At 65.1% G+C, this 18,352-nt stretch carries 22 protein-coding genes; 9 read left to right on the top strand and 13 right to left on the bottom strand.

The features are described 5' to 3' along the window. Window positions 1–222 precede the first annotated feature (222 nt). The gene (locus tag Q0094_RS06075; RefSeq protein WP_297616387.1) at window positions 223–354 is read left to right on the top strand and encodes a hypothetical protein; all 132 of its coding nucleotides are present in this window, start codon (window positions 223–225) and stop codon (window positions 352–354) included. A gap of 28 nt (window positions 355–382) precedes the next feature. Here the strand turns inward: Q0094_RS06075 and Q0094_RS06070 are convergent, their stop codons facing one another. Beyond that, a complete protein-coding gene (locus Q0094_RS06070; protein WP_297616384.1) occupies window positions 383–1,066 on the bottom strand; it encodes a hypothetical protein in 684 nt (227 codons plus the stop codon). A 115-nt stretch (window positions 1,067–1,181) separates the two neighbouring features. Between Q0094_RS06070 and Q0094_RS06065 the strand changes: the two genes are divergently transcribed. Continuing rightward, entirely contained in the window at window positions 1,182–1,613 is a 432-nt protein-coding gene (locus Q0094_RS06065; RefSeq protein ID WP_297616380.1) for a c-type cytochrome, read from the top strand. A 16-nt stretch (window positions 1,614–1,629) separates the two neighbouring features. On the opposite strand, the gene Q0094_RS06060 is transcribed toward Q0094_RS06065, so the two are convergent. The 7 genes from Q0094_RS06060 to Q0094_RS06030 form a co-directional block, all read right to left on the bottom strand. Beyond that, window positions 1,630–3,453, bottom strand: a complete 1,824-nt coding sequence (locus Q0094_RS06060) for an ATP-binding cassette domain-containing protein (RefSeq protein ID WP_297616378.1) — start codon at window positions 3,451–3,453, stop codon at window positions 1,630–1,632. 9 nt (window positions 3,454–3,462) lie between these two features. Then, window positions 3,463–3,588: a hypothetical protein gene (locus tag Q0094_RS06055; RefSeq protein WP_297616375.1), complete on the bottom strand. Its 126-nt coding sequence runs from the start codon at window positions 3,586–3,588 to the stop codon at window positions 3,463–3,465. Window positions 3,589–3,648: 60 nt separating this feature from the next. After that, window positions 3,649–4,008, bottom strand: coding sequence for a hypothetical protein (locus Q0094_RS06050; protein WP_297616372.1), 360 nt, complete (start codon window positions 4,006–4,008; stop codon window positions 3,649–3,651). Between the two features lie 390 nt (window positions 4,009–4,398). After that, entirely contained in the window at window positions 4,399–4,893 is a 495-nt protein-coding gene (gene rpsI / locus Q0094_RS06045) for a 30S ribosomal protein S9 (RefSeq protein WP_297616370.1), read from the bottom strand. 2 nt (window positions 4,894–4,895) lie between these two features. Next, window positions 4,896–5,357, bottom strand: a complete 462-nt coding sequence (rplM, locus tag Q0094_RS06040; protein ID WP_297616368.1) for a 50S ribosomal protein L13 — start codon at window positions 5,355–5,357, stop codon at window positions 4,896–4,898. Between the two features lie 193 nt (window positions 5,358–5,550). Beyond that, window positions 5,551–6,531: an SLAC1 anion channel family protein gene (locus Q0094_RS06035; protein ID WP_297616366.1), complete on the bottom strand. Its 981-nt coding sequence runs from the start codon at window positions 6,529–6,531 to the stop codon at window positions 5,551–5,553. A gap of 86 nt (window positions 6,532–6,617) precedes the next feature. Beyond that, window positions 6,618–7,040 (bottom strand): PaaI family thioesterase, encoded by a 423-nt coding sequence (locus tag Q0094_RS06030; protein ID WP_297616362.1) that lies wholly within the window; start codon window positions 7,038–7,040, stop codon window positions 6,618–6,620. A gap of 87 nt (window positions 7,041–7,127) precedes the next feature. Here Q0094_RS06030 and Q0094_RS06025 point away from each other — a divergent pair, with 87 nt between their 5' ends. Further along, complete coding sequence (locus Q0094_RS06025; protein WP_297616359.1) at window positions 7,128–7,919, top strand: enoyl-CoA hydratase; 792 nt, start codon at window positions 7,128–7,130, stop codon at window positions 7,917–7,919. A 12-nt stretch (window positions 7,920–7,931) separates the two neighbouring features. Here Q0094_RS06025 and Q0094_RS06020 read toward each other — a convergent pair whose 3' ends face one another. Continuing rightward, on the bottom strand, window positions 7,932–9,026 hold the full coding sequence (locus Q0094_RS06020; RefSeq protein WP_297616354.1) for an alcohol dehydrogenase catalytic domain-containing protein: 1,095 nt from the start codon (window positions 9,024–9,026) through the stop codon (window positions 7,932–7,934). Window positions 9,027–9,170: 144 nt separating this feature from the next. Between Q0094_RS06020 and pcaD the strand changes: the two genes are divergently transcribed. Genes pcaD through Q0094_RS06005 form a run of 3 tightly spaced genes read left to right on the top strand, consistent with a single transcriptional unit; the run spans window position 9,171 to window position 12,571 of the window. After that, window positions 9,171–9,971, top strand: a complete 801-nt coding sequence (pcaD, locus tag Q0094_RS06015) for a 3-oxoadipate enol-lactonase (protein ID WP_297616351.1) — start codon at window positions 9,171–9,173, stop codon at window positions 9,969–9,971. Beyond that, the gene (locus Q0094_RS06010; protein WP_297616348.1) at window positions 9,968–11,302 is read left to right on the top strand and encodes a lyase family protein; all 1,335 of its coding nucleotides are present in this window, start codon (window positions 9,968–9,970) and stop codon (window positions 11,300–11,302) included. The genes pcaD and Q0094_RS06010 overlap by 4 nt, the downstream gene beginning before the upstream one ends. A 45-nt stretch (window positions 11,303–11,347) precedes the next feature. Continuing rightward, window positions 11,348–12,571 carry a TCR/Tet family MFS transporter gene (locus tag Q0094_RS06005; RefSeq protein ID WP_297616345.1) on the top strand — a complete coding sequence of 408 codons (1,224 nt, stop codon included), beginning with the start codon at window positions 11,348–11,350 and terminating at the stop codon, window positions 12,569–12,571. A gap of 79 nt (window positions 12,572–12,650) precedes the next feature. Here the strand turns inward: Q0094_RS06005 and Q0094_RS06000 are convergent, their stop codons facing one another. Genes Q0094_RS06000 through Q0094_RS05990 form a run of 3 tightly spaced genes read right to left on the bottom strand, consistent with a single transcriptional unit; the run spans window position 12,651 to window position 15,143 of the window. Further along, window positions 12,651–13,625, bottom strand: coding sequence for a threonine/serine dehydratase (locus tag Q0094_RS06000; protein WP_297616342.1), 975 nt, complete (start codon window positions 13,623–13,625; stop codon window positions 12,651–12,653). Further along, window positions 13,622–14,455 carry an alpha/beta hydrolase gene (locus Q0094_RS05995; RefSeq protein WP_297616339.1) on the bottom strand — a complete coding sequence of 278 codons (834 nt, stop codon included), beginning with the start codon at window positions 14,453–14,455 and terminating at the stop codon, window positions 13,622–13,624. Before Q0094_RS05995 ends, Q0094_RS06000 begins: the two co-directional genes overlap by 4 nt. Window position 14,456: 1 nt before the next feature. Next, window positions 14,457–15,143 (bottom strand): haloacid dehalogenase type II, encoded by a 687-nt coding sequence (locus Q0094_RS05990; protein WP_297616336.1) that lies wholly within the window; start codon window positions 15,141–15,143, stop codon window positions 14,457–14,459. A 169-nt stretch (window positions 15,144–15,312) separates the two neighbouring features. Between Q0094_RS05990 and Q0094_RS05985 the strand changes: the two genes are divergently transcribed. The 3 genes from Q0094_RS05985 to Q0094_RS05975 all read left to right on the top strand — a co-directional run bounded on the left by Q0094_RS05985 (window position 15,313) and on the right by Q0094_RS05975 (window position 17,815). Next, window positions 15,313–15,741: a peptidylprolyl isomerase gene (locus tag Q0094_RS05985; protein ID WP_297616333.1), complete on the top strand. Its 429-nt coding sequence runs from the start codon at window positions 15,313–15,315 to the stop codon at window positions 15,739–15,741. 295 nt (window positions 15,742–16,036) lie between these two features. Further along, complete coding sequence (locus Q0094_RS05980) at window positions 16,037–16,354, top strand: c-type cytochrome (protein ID WP_297616329.1); 318 nt, start codon at window positions 16,037–16,039, stop codon at window positions 16,352–16,354. A gap of 297 nt (window positions 16,355–16,651) precedes the next feature. After that, window positions 16,652–17,815: a PQQ-dependent sugar dehydrogenase gene (locus tag Q0094_RS05975; protein WP_297616326.1), complete on the top strand. Its 1,164-nt coding sequence runs from the start codon at window positions 16,652–16,654 to the stop codon at window positions 17,813–17,815. Window positions 17,816–17,860: 45 nt separating this feature from the next. On the opposite strand, the gene Q0094_RS05970 is transcribed toward Q0094_RS05975, so the two are convergent. Then, window positions 17,861–18,352, bottom strand: a 492-nt coding sequence (locus tag Q0094_RS05970; RefSeq protein ID WP_297616323.1) for an SDR family oxidoreductase, incomplete at its 5' end; no start/stop codon positions are given.

Raw genomic sequence — 18,352 nt, 5'->3', positions numbered from 1 at the left:
GGGCACCTTCGGTGCTGTTCCGGCTTGGTTCTTCCCCCGAAACCGTCCCAACCACGCCCCCCTTGCGCCCCCCGCCCCGAACCGCCATCTTGACCACAGGGGCCTTGAGGTCCCCCTCACCGGACATCATCGCCCTGCCACGGCAGGCAACCCTGATCGCGCCGCGAGCCTCTCCGCGCGTGGCATTGTGCCCCGTGCGGCCCAACATGACGGAGCATCCCCATGTCCAAGGAAAAGAACAAAGGCAACAAGGAAGCCAAGAAGCCGAAGAAGGAAAAGCCCAAGGTCTTGGCCACCGCCAATTCCAACGCGGGCAAGCCGCTTGATATCGGTGGCGGCAAAAAGGGCAAATAGGCGCGACGCCGGGCCTGTCTCGGCCCCGTCACGAACAGATCCCGCCGATCTCGGCCCCGTCCCATGGCAGGAATGTCCGGGCCTGATCGGCCCGCGCCTGCCATGGGGTGACCGCCATCACCTGCGCGATCAACCGCTCGAGCCGGGCGGTGCGTGCGCCCGCAGGATCGAGCGCGCGGCAGCAGACATATTCCTCCACCAATGCCGCCTGCGCCTCAAAGCCGTAATCGAGAAACCGCCGGTCCAGCGCCTCGTCGAACAGATAGGGGTCGGTCATCACCGCATGTTCGCGCGCTGCGCGCAGCGGGTGGTAGCCTGTCAGATCGCGGTTCTGCCATTGCCAGACATGGGTCATCTCATGGGCAAAAAACATCTCGGCATAAAGATGCCGCCGCCCGTCGGGCATTGCGGTGTAGTCGGCGACCCTCATGTCGGGGCGCACCATCAGGCGATTGAACAGCACCATGCCACCCACGCGCCCCTTGACCATCGGGCCGGGGGGCGGCGGCACCACACGCTCGCGGCAGGTGGTGCGCGGACGCGCCGGAAAGCTTTGCGCGATCAGCCCCAGAGCCGGGTTTTGCACGATCCGCACCGGGGCGGGATCAAAGCCCGCGCCCTGCAGGTCGGCCATATAGGCCATCTCGGGGCCTGTCAGCGGGCGGCCACAGGCGATCAGAGCAAGGCAAAGGCACAACAGGGCGGCGCGCATGACCCAAAGGTTAGGCGCAGGCATCAAGGACTGGCAATGGTCTTGATGCGGATCAAGGCGCGCATGGCCCATCGCATCCAAGCTGTCACGGATGCCTTGTACCGGAGGACCCCCCATGCGCGCCCGCCCCCTTGCCCAAATCCGCGCCCATATGCTTGGCCAGATCCTGAGCGTAACGCTTGCGGTCCTTGCATCGCCCGCCCCTGCCCAGGACATCGACGCGGGTCAGGCGCTGTATCTTGATTTCTGTGCCGCGTGTCACGGCCTGCAAGCGCGCGGCGACGGTGCCATGGCCGATCTGTTGCGCGTGGCCCCGACCGATCTGACCGGGCTTTCGGCGGGGGGCGCATTCCCGATCCTGCGCGTGGCCCAACAGATCGACGGCCGCCGCCCGATGGTGGCCCATGGCGGTGACATGCCGATCTTTGGCCGCTGGTTCCAAGGTCAGGGCGCGGATGTCGCGATGCCGGGGCCCGGGGGCCAGCCCATCATGATCAGCCGCCCGACAGCCGATCTGATCGCATGGTTGATGACGGTTCAACAATGACAGCGCAGCACCGCGATCAGCCCGCGCTTTCGGCCTTTTGCTCAAGCGTCAGCCATTCCTCTTCGGCGGCGTCAAGCTTGGACTGGCGTTCGTGCAAGGCCTCGGTCGCCTTGCGGAACTTGACCGGCTCACGCGAGAAGAGGGCAGGATCGGCCATCAATTCCATCAGCTTGGCGATCTCTGCTTCCAGCCGGGCAATCTCGGCGGGCAGCGCCTTGAGGCGATGGGTCTCGGTGAAGCTGAGGCTGGTCTTGACGGCGGCCTTGGGCCGGGGCGCATCGGGCGTGGCTTTGGGCTTGGTCGCGGCCTGCGGCGCGCCATCGGCGGGCATTTGCCGGCGCTGCGCCATCATGTCGGTCCAGCCGCCCGCATAGGTCACCGCACGGCCCTGCCCTTCGAGCAAGATGGTGGTTGTGGCCACACGGTCGATGAAATCCCGGTCGTGGCTGACCAGCAACACGGTGCCCGCGTAATCGCCCAACAGATCTTGCAACAGATCCAGCGTTTCGATGTCCAGATCGTTGGTCGGCTCGTCCATCACCAAGAGATTGGATTGCCGCGCCATGATCCGCGCCAGCAAAAGCCGCGCCTTTTCACCGCCTGACAGCGAGCGGACGGGGGCGCGGGCCTGTGTCTCGTCGAACAGGAATTCCTTGAGATAGGCCACCACATGGCGCGGCTCACCCCGCACCAGCACCTGATCCGAGCGGCCCCCCACGCGGGTGGCGGGGTCTTCGGTCAGGCTTTCCCACAACGTCGCATTCGGGTCGAGCTGGGCGCGCGCCTGATCAAAGACGGCCATCTCGATCCCGGTGCCCAAGCTGACGCTGCCCTGATCGGGCGCAATCTGGCCTGTCAGCATGTTGAGCAGCGTGGATTTTCCCGCCCCGTTCGGGCCCACAAAGGCAACCCGGTCGCCGCGCAGCACCCGCAGATCAAAGGGGTGCAAGATCACCTGATCGCCAAAGGATTTGGTGATGGCGGTGGCCTCGATCACCCGCTTGCCCGACATCTGCCCGGCCTCAAGCGCCATTTCGGCCGCACCCTGGCGACGGATCATGCCCGCGCGTTCCTCGCGCAGACCTTGAAGCGCGCGCACACGGCCCTGATTGCGCTTGCGCCGCGCGCTGATCCCTTCGACGGCCCACCGCGCCTCGGCCTTGATCTTGCGGTCAAGCTTGTGGCGGGCCTGATCCTCTTCTTCCCATGTCTTGTCGCGCCAGGCCTCGAAATCGGCAAAGCCGCGCTCTTGCCGGCGCACGGCGCCCCGGTCAAGCCACAGCGTGCCACGCGCCAAGGCGGTCAAAAAGGCACGGTCATGGCTGATCAATACGAAAGCCGCGCGGGTTTGTGACAATTCCCGTTCCAGCCAGCCGATCGCCTCGATGTCGAGATGGTTGGTCGGCTCGTCCAGCAACATCAATTCGGGCGCTTCTGCCAAAAGCCGCGCCAGCGCCGCACGCCGCCGTTCCCCACCCGAGGCGCGGTCCGGTTCGGCCTCCAGTTTCAGCTTCAGCCCCTCGGCAACCGCTTCGACCCGCCAGGCTTCGCCCTCGCCCAGATTGGCGGTGGCATAATCGCCCAAGGTCGCGAAACCCGCAAAGTCGGGGTCTTGTTCCATGTAGCCGACGCGTACCCCATCGGGTGTGATCACGCTGCCCGTATCAGAGGCCACCAGCCGCGCCATCACCTTCATCAAGGTCGATTTTCCCGACCCGTTCCGCCCGACCAGCGCCAGGCGATCCCCCTCCTGCACCACGAGGGACAGGTCGGAAAACAAGGGGTTTCCCCCAAAGGTGAGCGAGATATCATTCAATTGCAAAAGGGGTGCGCGCGCCATGTCGGGCAGCTAGTGGGCGGCGCAGGCGCCGTCAAGCGACAAGACGGCGCCGGGTGGCCTGTCAGGCAAAAACACCCCGCCGGGGCGCGCGGCGATGACCAGCCCGCACAGATCGACAGGCACCCTGACAATCATGTTTGCGCGGCGCCGCTGCGGGTTGTCATGTCCGGCGGGACAGCCCCGGTGCAACAGCCGTCAGGCCGGTTTGCATTCCGCATTGCCAAATCGTGCAAGGCAGGCACGTCGTGTGCAGTCGTCGATCTGCGCATCGCGCCGCGGCTTGTTGCGGTCAACGGTCCGCACGGCCGGAACGGTGTAGTATTCTGTGCGCATGACCTGATTGCAGGTAACAATATTGCCCGTGGTGACACAGGTCGTCTGCCCTGTCGGCACCTGCCGGCTGCGGGTCTCATTGTAGATTTCGCGTTCAAGGCGCGGCGGGATGTTCGACATCCAGGTGGCGGTGCAACTGCTGCGTTCCGCTTGAAATTCGGGCGTCGAACACGCAACCAGACCCAAAAACAAGGACGACGCCAAAATCATTCTATGGGTCATCAACCGACCTCCCTACCCACCACAGCCCAACACATCGACAAAATCTTGCCCGATGCATGCGGGCCTTAGCATGAAAAGCCACGGCTTTCACGCCAAAATCAAGGCGCCATGGCCTTTGGAGGGGGACATCCGGGCGGGATGCTCAAGACATGCACGGCCACGGCATGGCCGGGCTTTGCCACCCCCCCCAAACACGCCGCCCTCGATGAGGATGATCTGGGTTCGGCCTTGGTTGCTGCGCGAAAAACTCAGCCGCGCATCAAGGACAAGGCCCCCAGGTTTCTGCAAGATCGCACCAACTGCACCGCCGCCGCCGCTGCAGGCTTGCCAATGAAAAAGGGCTGCGCTGAGCGCAGCCCTTGATCAAGCAAGCGGCGGGGTCTTTCAATCTTAACGCTTGGAGAACTGGAAGCTCTTGCGCGCCTTGGCCTTGCCGTATTTCTTGCGTTCCACTACGCGGCTGTCGCGGGTCAGGAAACCGGCCGCCTTGAGTGCACCGCGCAACGACGGTTCATAGAGTTGCAGCGCCTTGGAGATGCCGTGCTTCACGGCACCGGCCTGACCCGACAGACCACCGCCCTTGACGGTTGCCATCACGTCAAATTCGTTTTCCACCCCAGCGACCGTAAAGGGCTGACGCAGGATCATCTGCAACACGGGACGGGCGAAATAGGCCGCCATTTCCTTGCCGTTCACGACCACCTTGCCCGAGCCGGGCTTGATCCAGACGCGGGCGACCGCGTTCTTGCGCTTGCCGGTGGCATAGGTGCGGCCCAGCGCATCACGCACAGGCATGCGGGGCGTTTCATCAAAGCCGATCGCGGCGGGGCTTGCGGGGGTGACGGCGCCTTTCAAAGCGTCGAGCGAAGAAAAGGTCTCGGCCATGGTCATGCGCTCCGCGTGTTCTTGGGGTTCATCGACTTGACGTCGAGAACGGTGGGCGATTGTGCCTCATGCGGATGCTCGGCCCCGGCATAGACGCGCAGGTTGGTCATCTGCTGGCGCGAAAGCTTGCCACCGGGCAGCATGCGCTTGACGGCTTGCGTCAGAACGCGCTCGGGGTAATTGCCCTCGAGGATCTGGCCCGTGGTGCGCGATTTGATCCCGCCCGGAAATCCGGTGTGCCAATAATTGTGCTCGTTGCGCTTGTTGCCCGTCACCTGCACCTTGTCGGCGTTGATGACGATGACATTGTCGCCCATGTCCATGGAGGGCGTAAAGCTCGGCTTGTGCTTGCCGCGCAGCCGCATGGCGATGATCGAGGCAAGACGGCCAAGAACGACGCCTTCGGCATCGATCACGATCCACTGCTTGTCGATATCCGCCGGGGTGGCAGAAAAGGTCTTCATTGCGATCGGTCCTTTCGGGGGCGGGCAGGATCACCCGGCCAGAATGACAAAGGCGACCATCGGCCGCTTCGTAAGCGCGTGTTCTACCCGATTCATCGCCGGGGTCAATGGGCAGGTATCTTTGAAAATCTATTTGATTCAGTGTGTTAGATTTGGGGTATTATTTTACCCCATGTCAAACCCCACCAAAAGCCTATTCCGGGCGACAGATTTCATCGCGCGCAATGGCCAACCCCGTGCGGGCCATGAGCCCCGCAACCACCACGCTCAGCAACGCCAGCAGCCCCAGCCCGATACCGATATGCGCCAGACTGTCCATCGCGCGGCCATAAAGGAAGCTGGCGACCGTCAGCGCCGCCAGGGGAAAGCTCAGCGCCCACCAGCTCAACGCAAAGGGCAAGCGGATCAGTTTTGGCACCTGCACCAGCACCAGAATGGCAAAGACATAGCCACAATTGAGCAACACATGGGCAAAGGGATCGACGCCTCCCACCAGCCGAAAATACGAGACAAAGGCCACGGCGGGCGGCGCGATCAAGATCACCAGCGTCGGAAACAGCCGCGCGGCAATAGGCGCGTGAAAGATCAGCCGGTTGAACACCAACACCAGCAAGATCAGCCAAAAGATCATGCCCGCCGAAAAGAACAGCCAGCTTGTCTCGGGCCAGCCCAAGGGTGCGCCGGCCATCGGCACGATGACATTTCCCACGGCCGGAATGAACCATGCAGGCGTCAGATGCCCGACCTCAAAGGCGCGGTGGCTGATCCAGCCCGAGATGACGGCAACCGTCAAGACCCCCTGCCCCGCCACACCCAAAAGCCAGATGGGCAACGCCAGATCGGGCCGGTAATCATTCACCGACGTGGCCATCAGCAAAAGCGAGATGGTGATGGTCGGAAAGAACGCCAACCGCACGGGATGATGCCATTCAGCGGCGACAGCACCCGGATGGCGGAGGATCTTGAGCAGATAGACCGCCCCGATCGCCACGAAACAGACCACCCCCAGCCAAAGCACGGCGCGTGCCGCCGTTTCGGCCAAGGGAAAGCTGCCTGCCGCCGCGTGACACGCCAAAGACAGCCCAAAGAGCCCCATCAGCACGGCAAAAAACGTCACCGGCAGATGCGCCAGACGGCTGAAATCTTGTGGCCCTTGCACAGGCGTATCGGCCATCATGTCCCCCGGGATGAATTGTCATGGTCAACAAACACGCTACACAGCACCCACCGCGAAAGCAGCCCTGTCCGATGTCGCAGCCCCTAGCCCGCAGGCGGGATGGAATAGGTCAGCGCGGCCCGCGCCACCGGCGACGCGACGCCGTGTGAATAGATCAGGCAATCGCCCACCGCCAAGACACGGCCCAGCTTGAGCAAACGACACTCGCATATCAGATCGGCGGCGGCTTGCGGCTTGCGCATGAAATCGATGCTGCAATTTGTGGTGACGGCCAGGGATTTGGGGCCGATCATCGCCAGGATCGCCAGATAGACCGACACATCGGCCAAGCCAAACATCGCAGGCCCCGATACGGTGCCGCCGGGCCGCAGATGCCGATCGGTCACACTCAGGCGGGACCGCAGACTGCCCTCGCGCAGGTCTTCGATCACGATCTCGCCGGCGACCTGTGGAAAGGTCTCGTCAAGAAAACGACCCAGCGCGTCGATGTCCATGGCAAGTGTCATATCGCGTCCCTTCCCTGATGCGCGCATGCGGGCTAACAAGGTGCATGGACCGACGGCTTAGGCCAGCACGACAAGGAAGGAAAGAGCATGACCGACGATCTGGTGCTGCGCGAAGACCGGGGGGCGGTCACGCATCTGACATTGAACAATCCCGCGCGGCTCAACGCGCTGTCGGATGCCATGATCGCCGCGCTCTCGGCACGTTTCGACGACTTGAAGGCCGCCAGAACCCAGCGGGTGATCGTGCTCAAGGGTGCGGGCAAGGGATTTTGCGCGGGCCATGATCTCAACGAGATGCGCGTCAAGCGCGCCGGGCCCGACAAGGGGGCGGTGGCCCTTGGGGATCTGTTCGACCGCTGCGCGACGATGATGCAGATGATCCCCCGATTGCCCCAGCCGGTGATCGCGCAGGTGCATGGCATCGCCACGGCGGCGGGCTGTCAGCTTGTTGCCAGCTGCGATCTGGCGGTCGCGGCCGAGGATTGCCGCTTTGGCGTCAATGGGGTGAACATCGGGCTGTTCTGTTCCACCCCCATGGTGGCGCTGTCGCGCAATGTCGGCCGCAAGCAGGCGTTCGAGATGCTGGTGACGGGCGATTTCATCCCCGCCGCCCGGGCACAAGACATCGGGCTGGTCAACCGCATCGTCGCCGCCGACGCGCTGGCCCAACAGACGGTTGCCTTGGCCGACCAGATCGCGGGCAAGCTGGGCGCCGCCGTGCGCATCGGCAAGCGCGCCTTTTACGATCAGCTGCCCCTGCCGCTGGATCAAGCCTATGGCTTGACCGGGGCGGTGATGGTGGAAAACATGGCAGAGCCCGATACCGCCGAAGGCGTCGCGGCCTTTCTGGACAAGCGCGCGCCCAACTGGCAGCAGTAGGGCGGCACGGCGCTACTGCTGCGCCAGCAAGACAACATTGCGCCGCGCCTGACCGGCACTGGTATCGGCGATCGCCGCGTTGATGTCGTCAAAAGCCCAGCGCCGCGACACCAGCTCGTCAAGCTTCAGCCGCCCCTGACCATAGAGATCGACCATCCACGGAATGTCGCGCGACAAGACCACATCACCCATCTTGGTGCCCCGCATCCCCTGGCCCGTGAATGCCATGATCACCGGCTCATATCCCGCCCGCTCGCCGGAATGGGGCATGCCCACGGCATAGATCGTGCCGCCCCATGCCAAAAGGCGCGGTGCCATGTCATAGGCGGGTATGGCGCCGACGCTGACAAAGACATGCCGGGCCATCCGGCCGCCCGTCAGCGCGCTCAGCGCGCGCCACGGTTCGGGGTCCGAGGCAAGGATCGTATCGGTCGCCCCAAAAAGCCGCGCATCGGCAAGCTTGCCCGGTTCCAGATCCATCGCCACGATCCGCGCGGCGCCCGCGATCCGCGCGCCTTGAATGGCGTTCAGCCCCACCCCGCCCGCGCCGATCACCACGACGGTTTCGCCCGGACGCACCCGGGCGGTATTGACCACAGCACCCAGCCCGGTCGGCACGCCACAGGCCAGAAGACAGGCCATTTCCGGCGCAATGGTGTTGCCCAAGGGGGCGATCTGCGAAAGATCGACGATCATCTTGTCGGCAAAGGCGCCGCAATCCATCGCCGCGTGCACCGCTGCGCCGCTGGCATCTGTCAGCTTGGGTGCTGTGGCGGGATTGCTCCGGCAATAGACCGGCGCCCCCCCCGCGCAGCTGGCGCAACTGCCACAAGAACGCATCAAGGTGACCAACACCCGATCCCCCAGCGCCACCTTGCCGACACCCGCACCCAACGCGCTGACGCGACCGGCGGCCTCATGGCCATAGACAGCCGGAAGCGCGCCGCCCCAAGCCCCCTCGATGTAGGATATGTCGGAATGACAGATCGCCACCGCCTCGACCGTGACCTCGATCTCGCCGGGGCCTGGATCGCGCAGGGTCAGGCTCTCGATGGTGAGCGGCGCGCCAAAGGTGCGGCACACGGCGGCGCGGATCAAGCTGGGCATGGGGGTCTCCTCGGACCTGCGGTTTGGCGGCATCCTTGCACAGGCAATACTGGCGGCAAGCCCAAACGGCATCTTTGGCAAAGGCTTGCGTGTCGCGGCGGGCTGGCGCAAAACCCTCAGGCAAGCGCGATGGGGGGCGAAGCGATGGACTGTCTCGATCTGGGCGATGTGGTGCTGCATTACGCCGACACGGGGCCACGCGATGCGCCCAGCGTGGTTTTCGCCAATTCGCTCGGCACCGATTTCCGGCTCTGGGATGGGGTCGTGCCGCACCTGCCCGCGGGGCTGCGCGTGATCCGCTACGACAAGCGCGGCCATGGGCTGTCAAGCTGTCCGCCTGCGCCCTACACCATGGGCGCGCTGATCCATGACGCCGAACGCCTGCTGGATGCGCTGGGGGTGCGCGATTGCGTTTTCGTTGGCCTGTCGATCGGCGGAATGATCGCCCAGGGGCTGGCGGCCAAGCGGCTTGATCTGGTGCGCGCCGTCGTGTTGTCGAACACCGCCCCCAAGATCGGCACGCGCGAGTTGTGGCAAGAGCGCATCGCGATGGTCGAAACCCAAGGGCTGGCCGCGATGTCGGATGCCATCATGGGGCGCTGGTTTTCAAAACCTTTCCGGGAGGGGCCCCAGGTCACACCTTGGCGGCGCATGGTGGAAACCACGCCAGCCGCAGGCTACGCAGGCTGTTCGGCGGCCATCGCGGGCAGCGATTTTTACGCCAGCACCGCCAAGCTGCGTCTGCCCGCCCTTGTCATCGCGGGCTCTGAGGATGGATCGACGCCGCCCGATCTGGTGGGGGAATTGGCCGGCCTGATCCCCGGTTCGCGATTTGCGTTGATCCGGGGGGCGGGCCATCTGCCCTGTGTCGAGAAACCGGCCGAATTCCTGAGCCATCTGACTGGATTTCTGACTGATATCGGCCATGCCGGTGCCACGTCATGAGCGCAAGCCCCTTTGACAGCCTGATCCACGCACGGCTTTTCGGCGATGCCGATCTTGGGCGGCTGTTTTCCGACACCGCCGAAATCCGCGCGATGATGCTGGTGCTGGGGGCCTTGGCCCAAGTGCAGGGGCAAGCGGGCGTGATCCCTGCCGCCTCGGGCGCCTTTTTGCACCGCGCGACGATGGAGATCCAGATCGACCCGGCAGGGCTGGCGCAAAGCGTGGGCGAGAACGGCGTCAGCGTGCCGGGGCTGGTTGCCGCGATGCGCAAGGCGCTCGAGGCGCCCGAGCATGCGGCCTATCTGCATTGGGGGGCCACAAGTCAGGATATTCAGGACAGCGCAGTGATGCTGCGCGCCCGTCAGGCGCTGGCGGTGATCGCGGCGCGGTTGCAAATGGCGCTGGTGAAATTCGCCGATCTTGCCGAGGCCGAGGCCGAAACGCCGATGGCCGCGCGCAGCTATGGGCAAATAGCGGTACCGTCGTCTTTCGGGGCGCTGGTGGCAGCTTGGGGCTGGCCTGTGGTCGCCGCACTGGGCCGGCTGCGCGCGCTTGCCCCCCGCCTGGCGGTCTCGCTCAGCGGCGCGGGCGGCACGGGCACGATGCTGGGCCCCGATCCGGCCGCAATCCGTGCGGGGCTGGCGCAAGCCCTTGGTCTGGCCGATCCGGGGCGCAGTTGGCATGCCGAGCGCAGCTTGATCACCGATCTGGCCCAGAGCTGTCTGGCGGTGACGGGGGCTGGCGCAAAGATCGGCGCCGATCTGTTGATCCTGACGCGATCCGATGTGGCCGAGGTCCGCCTGTCGGGCGGCGGCGCGTCATCGACCATGCCGCAAAAGGAAAACCCGGTCGCCCCCAGCGTGCTGGTGGCGCTGGCCCGCTATGGCGCGGCACAGGCGGCGGCCCTGTCTGCGCCCGCCCATCAGGAGGCCCGCGACGGCGCGGCCTGGTTCACCGAATGGCTGATGCTGCCGGGGCTGGTCATGGCGGCAGGCAAATCCGCCGCCCTTCTGGCCGAGATCGCCCGGCAGATCACCCCCGATCACGCCAGCATGGCCGCACGCCTTGCCGATCCTCTGGGGCTGATCCATGCCGAAGCCTTGAGCTTTGCGCTGGCCCGGCAGATGCCCCGCCCCGACGCACAGGCCGAGATCAAGCGACTGGCGCTGGCCGCGCGGGCCAGTGGCACCCCCCTGCCCGATCTGGTGGCCGCAGCCCATCCGGCCATGATCCCCCCGCCGCTGGCAGGGCGCCAGACCCTTGGCACCGCGCCCGATGAGGCGCGCGATTTCGCCAGGGCGGCCCGCGCGATGGCGGATGGACAAGGATAAAGTGTCAATCTAGATTGACACCTGCCCATCGCGCGAAAGAATCTCATGGCCCCCCGGCGCCTGCCTGTCTTGTTCATCCTGATCACCGTCACGATTGATGCGATGGGCATCGGGCTGATCTTGCCGGTGATGCCCGATCTGATCCGCGCGGTGCGCGGCGCGTCGCTGGCCGATGCGGCGCTGTGGGGCGGCATGCTGTCGGCCGTTTATGCAGTGATGCAGTTCGGCTTTTCGCCGCTGATCGGCAATCTGTCTGACCGCTTTGGGCGGCGGCCCGTCTTGCTGGTCTCGATGGCGGTTCTGGCGCTCGATTATGTCGTGATGGCGGTGGCGGGCACGATGTGGCTTTTGTTTGCGGGGCGCGTGGTGGCGGGCATCGCGGCAGCAACCCATGCCACGGCGCTGGCTTACATGGCCGACATCACCGACAGCAGCAAACGGTCGCAGAATTTCGGCCTGATATCGGCGGGCTTCGGGGTCGGGTTCATCCTGGGGCCGGTGATCGGGGGGCTCCTGGGCGGGCTTGATCCCCGCGCGCCTTTCGTGGCGGCGGCTTGCCTTGCAGCGGCAAATTTCGCGTTTGGATGGTTTGTCTTGCCCGAAAGCCTGCCGCCCGAGCGGCGCCGCGCCTTTGACTGGCGGCGCGCCAATCCGGCGGGCGCGTTGAAATCCGTGCGCAAGCTGCCCGGTGTCGGCGCGCTACTGGCGGTGATGCTGGCCTATCAGATCGCCAATTTCACCTATCCGGCGGTCTGGGCCTATTACATCCAAGGTGCCTTTGGCTGGGATGCGCGGATGGTCGGGCTGTCGCTGGCCGCATACGGCGTGGCCATCGCGGTGGTGCAAGGCGGGCTGATCCGCGCCATCCTGCCGCGTCTGGGCGAAGCGCGCGCGGTGTTCTGGGGGCTGATCCTGAACACCTTTTGCCTTTTGGCCTATGGGGTGGCCACACAAGGCTGGATGATCTGGGTCTTGATCCCGATCTCGGCCGTGGGCGCGATCGTGGCCCCGGCCATGCAGGGCGTGATGAGCCGGGCGGCGGGCGAACGCCAGCAAGGCGAATTGCAAGGCGTCTTGGGTTCGATCTCGGCCCTGTCGATGATCCTGTCGCCCGTGATGATGACGCAGGCTTTCTTCTGGTTCACCCGCGACGACGCCGTGCTCCGCCTACCCGGCGCGCCTTTCTTGCTGGGGGCGGTGCTGATGGCAGGCGCGCTTGCGATCTACCTTGGCACCCGCCCGCGCGCGGCCGCCCCTGCGGCCTCCTGATGGATTGTCGCTTCATCTTTCTGAAAATACGCACATCCCGGCCGCGCAAGGGCCCGCGACGCCAGCCTGGTGCGCCAGATCAGCCAGAGGCCAGGATCGCCGCATAGGCGGCAGGGTCGGCATTGCCGCCTGACAGCGTGCAGATCACCGGGCCATCGGCCAGCGCATCGCCATGAAAAAGCGCCCCCGCCAGCGCCACCGCGCCGCCGGGTTCGACCACCAGCTTGAGCCGGGCGGCGGCCAGCCGCATCGCTTCGCGCACCTCATCCTCGGTCACGATGATCCCCGCCCCGCACAGCCGATGCAGGATCGGAAAGGTCAGCAGGCCCGGCATCGGCGTCAGGATTGCGTCGCAAAACCCGGCCTCGGGGCGGCCATGGCCAGTGCGCTCGCCCGCGGCAAGCGACCGGGCCGTATCGTCGAACCCCTCGGGCTCGACCGGGCGCACGCGCAGCCCCGGCGCATGCGCCTCAAGCGCCAGCGCGATCCCCGCGGTCAGACCGCCGCCACCGCAACAGGTCAAGACCGTGCCGTGCGTGATGCCAAGCGATGCCGCCTGTTCGGCGATTTCCAGACCACAGGTGCCTTGGCCCGCGATCACCTGCACATCATCAAAGGGCTTGATCAAGGTCATCGCGCGCTCGGCTTGAACGCGCGCGCCGATCTCTTCGCGCTTTTCGCCGCCGGCACGATCATAAAGGATCACCTCGGCGCCAAGGGCGCGGGTATTCTCGATCTTCAGCGCGGGCGCATCGCGCGGCATGATGATGATGGCGGGCACCCCATGCAGGGCGGCGGCATAAGCCACGCCCTGGGCATGGTTGCCCGACGAAAAGGCCAAGACGCCTTTGGTGCGTTCCTCGGGCGACAAGGCAGACACCGCCGACCATCCGCCACGGAACTTGAAGGAGCCGGTGTGTTGCAGCACCTCGGCCTTGGCAAGGACGGGGCGGCCCGCGATCTCGTCCAGAAAGGGCGAAGACAACAGCGGCGTCTCGCGCACAACCCCATGGGCGCGGAGGCGGGCGGCTTCGATCAAGGTGATATCAGTCATAAGCTGCGCTCCAGCACGCTGTCGATCACGGCCAAGGCCGCAGGTTCATCCAGAAACGGCACATGGCCGCGATCGGCCAGTTCCGCATAGCCCATGTCGGGGCGGCGGCGGCGCATTTCAGCCGCGGTCTGTGCCGACAAGATGTTCGATCCCGCCCCACGGATCAGACCAAGGGGCGCGCCCGCCAGCGCGTCGAACAGGGGCCAGAGATCAGGGGCCACGGCCCCCGGGGCAAAGGCCGGGGCGACCGCATCGCGCAGCGCCGGATCATAGCGGTTCGCAAGCCGCCCGTCTTCTTCGCGGTAGATGCGGCGCGCCAGATCGGCCCAGGTCGCAGCCGGCACATCGCGAAAAGCGGGCGCATAATGACGCGGCAGGGCAGCGGCAGCTTCGGCCAGCGTGCGGAACTTGGGCGGCTTGCCCAGATACTCCATGATGTAGGACAGACCTTCGGGCATGATCTCGGGCCCGATATCGTTGAAGATGACGCCCGCGATGCGGTCGCGCGCCAAGGCTGCAAGCACCAGCGCCACAAGCCCGCCACGCGACGTGCCAAGGATCGTGACGCGGTCCAGTCCCAGATGATCAAGCAGCGTGATCACATCGCCCGCCTCGACCGGCACCTGATAGGTGGCGGGATCGCCCCAATCCGAGGCACCGCGCCCGCGAAAATCCATGCGGATCACCTGAGCACGATGGGCAAAGCCCGCCACGACCGGCTCGAAATCCTCCATGTTGCGCGTAAGCCCGGGCAGGCACAAAAGCGGCTGACCGCGGCCTGTCACATCATAGGCAAGCCTGAGGCCATCGGCGGTGGCAAACTGGCCCATCTCAGACACCCAGACGGGCTGGCACGGCGCCAAGATCGCGCGCGATGGCCGCGGGCCGCCCCGGCAAGCGGTCGACCGGATCGCCTGTCCGGTTGATCCAGATCGTGTCAAAGCCATAGGCGGCGGCGCCTGCAATGTCCCAGCCATTTGAGGACACGAACAGCACCTGATCGGGCCGGGTAGAAAACCGCGCGCCGACCAGATCGTAAACGGATGGATGGGGCTTGAAGCGGCCGACCGCCTCGACGCTCAGCACATCATCGAGCAGATCGGCGATCCCGGCCGAGGCGACGGCGGCGGCCAGCATGTCGGGGCTGCCATTGGACAAGATGGCGCGCGCGACGCCCGCCTGTTTCAGCGCGGCCAGAACGCCCGGCCCCTCGGGATAGGCGGGCAAATGCCGGTAGAGGTCCAAAAGCTGCGCACGCAAGGCAGGGTCGGTGTGGCCCGCGCGCTCGAGCGCCCAATCAAGCCCGTCTTGCGTCACCTGCCAGAAATCGCAATGCGCCCCCGTCAGCGTGCGCAGCCATGTGTATTGCAACTGCTTGGCGCGCCAATCGGCCGCGACCTGTTGCCAGATGGCGGCGAAATCGCCCTGTCCAGGCATCGCGGCCATGGCGCGTGCGGCAGCGTTGACATCGAAAAGCGTGCCATAGGCGTCGAAAATGCACGTCGTGATCTGGCCCATCTTGTCCCCCATGCGCGTGCGGGTGACACTGGCACGGCCGGGCGGCGACGGCAATTGCATCGCGTGTGTCGCGCACAGGTTTCATCCTGGGTTCCGGTCGCTTATGCTTGGGCCGGACCGGGGCACCAACCCTTTGCTGGCGGTATGTGGCACATCAAGGGCCAAGACCATGATCCAGGCATCCGCCGGCTGCACCGTTTCGATCCACTACACCGGCACCTTGGCCGATGGCAGCGTCTTTGACCGATCGACCGGGCGCGAACCGCTGACCTTTCGCATGGGTGCGGGCCAGATCATACCGGGCTTGGAAGCCGCACTGGACGGCATGGGGGTGGGTGAGACGAAAATCGTGACCATCCCCGCCGACCAAGCCTATGGCCCATATCACGAGCAGGCGATACAGACTGTGCCGCGCGACATGATCCCCGATGGTATCCCCCTTGATCTGGGCAGCGCCTTGCAGCTGCAAGCGCCCAATGGGTCGCTCATCCCCGTCACCGTGACGGCGCTGAGTGACGTGATGGTCACGCTCGATGCCAATCACCCGCTGGCCGGCAAGGATCTGACCTTTGCGGTCGAGATCATTGCCATCGCATAGACGGATCAGACGTTTGGCGGTCTTGGTCGCCCCATGGGGCGTTGCCGGTATCCGCAAAGGGTGCTGGCGCGCAGGGCATGGGCGGCATCTGGTCCGCGATCATGCCGGGCCGTGGATGCCGATGCGGTGCCTTCATCTTTTGTATTGCCAGACTCATCTTTAGTTGTACTGATAAGGGTGCTGCGGGATGGCTGCGGCGCATCTGACCATCGCGTGCGGGTGATGCATGGCGATGGCCAGTCGCGCGGCTGATGGTCCTTCGGCTCATAATGGAGAGCCATGGAAGGGAGGGTCCATGAAACACCATCTGCTGGCCGCCGCCTGTGCGGCCCTTTTGGCGAGCTTTCAGACAGCGAGCGCCCAAAGCGCAGCGGACGCGGCCGAAATATACGCATCAAATTGCGCCGCCTGTCACGGACGCGGTGGCAAGGGCGTATCGGTCTATCCGTCGCTCGTTGGCCGGACCGACGCCTATATCGCCGATCGGCTGACGACCTATCGCGCGCGTGAACGGCTTGGCCCGAATTCGGCCTTGATGATCCCTGTCGCGGTCAAGTTGAGCGACGAGGACATCACAAGCCTGTCGGTCTTTATTTCGACGACGTTCAAGTAGGATCAAGGCCGGGGCCGGGCCAGAGCGCCCCGGCCCCGATTGGTGCGCAGGTACAAGAAGGGCTTGGTCCGGTTCGTGCGAACGGCCCCCGCCCGGTCCCTGTGGCGTGGTGCAGCGCTGTTCTGCACGGTTTCGCACGGCGCGGCGTCGGGGAGGACGCCGCTTTTGGGGAGAAAGATCATGAAACCTGCACTGACCAAATCGTCCATCCGCGCGGCGTTGGCGTCAACCGCCATCCTTTGCGTCACGATGGGAGTGGCGCATGCGCAAGCGCCGACATTGAGCCAAACGGTCCTCATGTCCGGGCTGGAAGGGCCCTGGGACATGGCGTTCCTGGATGATGGCACAATGTTCTTTACCGAGAAATGCCGTGGCCTTTCGGTGCGCTTGCCCTCGGGGGATGTGAAGCCGCTTCTGGGCATGGTGCGCAGCTCGGGCTTTGACAATATCGCCTATGACCTGTTTTGCGAGGGTCAGGCGGGCATGATGGGGGTGGCGGTCGACCCTGATTTCGCCAGCAATCGCCGCATTTACGTGATGTCGACCTCGAGCTTGACGGCACCCGCTTCGAACCGGGTCATGCGGCTGGAGGTCAGCGAAGGTCTGGACGCGGTGTCAAACCGCACCGACATCGTGGCCGACATCCCCTTCAAGCCGCGGTCCAGCGCGCATCCCTTCGGTGGCCCCGGCGCGCACAATGGCGGGCGCGTCCGGTTCAATCCGGGCGACGGGTTCCTTTATGTCACGACCGGCGACACCCACAACGGGGTGGTGCCGCAGTCGCCGACACTGATGGGTGGGAAGGTGCTGCGTATCGACACGGATGGCAACGCCGCTGCGGGCAACGGCGCACCCGACGGGTTTGACGCGCGCATCTTCACCTATGGGCACCGCAATGTGCAGGGCATCGCCTTCCGGCCCGGCGACAACCGCGCCGTGGTCGCCGAGCACGGGCCGTGGCATTCCGACGAGATCACGGCACTTGTGCCCGGCGGCAACGGAGGATGGGACCCCCGCCCCGGCATGGGCGGACGCCCCGATTGCCCGGACAATTACTGTGGCTATTCCCCCAACCAGATGGAGGGCATGGACCCCGGCGAGCGCGCAGCCTTCATGCCGATGACGGACCTCAACAGCTTTCCCGACGCCATGCCCCCGGCCTGGAACAACAATCGGCTGTCGCAAGGCACTGGTTCGGCCGCCTTTCTGCAGGGCGAACAATGGGGCGACTGGAACGGGCGCATGGTGGTTGGCATCATGGGCATCGGCTTTGGCGGAACGCCCGTGGGCCAGCGGATCGACCTGATCGATCTGGCAGAGGACGGCTTGTCGGTGAATGATGTGTCCGAGATGCCCTTGCCGATGGAGCCGGGACGATTCCGCTCGGTGGTTCTGGGGCCGGACGGAAACCTCTATGCCGCGATGGATGAGGGCGAAATCTACCAGATCGTTCCGAACTGAGCACAGAATTGCCGCGCCGCCCATGGGTGGCGCGGCACCCCCGGATCACATGTTCTCGGGCTGCGCCATGCCCAAGACATGAAAGCCACCATCAACGGTCACGATCTCGCCGGTGGTGCAGGCCCCGTAAGCGGACGCCAGATAGACCGCCGTGCCGCCGATCGCCTCGAGCGTGGCATTGGCGCGCAAGGGCGCGTTGGCCTCGGTCGTCTTGAAGGTCTTGCGCGCCCCCCCGATGGCGGCCCCCGCCAGCGTCTTCATCGGCCCCGGGCTGATGGCATTGACGCGGATTTGCTGTGGCCCCAGATCATTGGCCAGATAGCGCACCGCGCTTTCCAGCGCGGCCTTGGCTACACCCATCACATTGTAGAACGGCGTGACGCGGTTGGAGCCCTGATAGGTCAGCGTGATCAAGCTGCCCCCATCGGGCATAAGTTCTGCAGCGCGGCGCGCCACATCGATGAAGGAAAAACAGCTGATCGTCAGAGAGTTGCGAAAATTCTCGCGGCTGGTGTTGATGAAGCGGCCCGTCAGTTC

Origin of the sequence: uncultured Roseicyclus sp., assembly GCF_937892565.1 — a bacterium.
Lineage (GTDB): Bacteria > Pseudomonadota > Alphaproteobacteria > Rhodobacterales > Rhodobacteraceae > Roseicyclus.
Note: the sequence above shows the minus strand (reverse complement) of the source record. Positions and strands in the feature narration are given on the sequence as shown.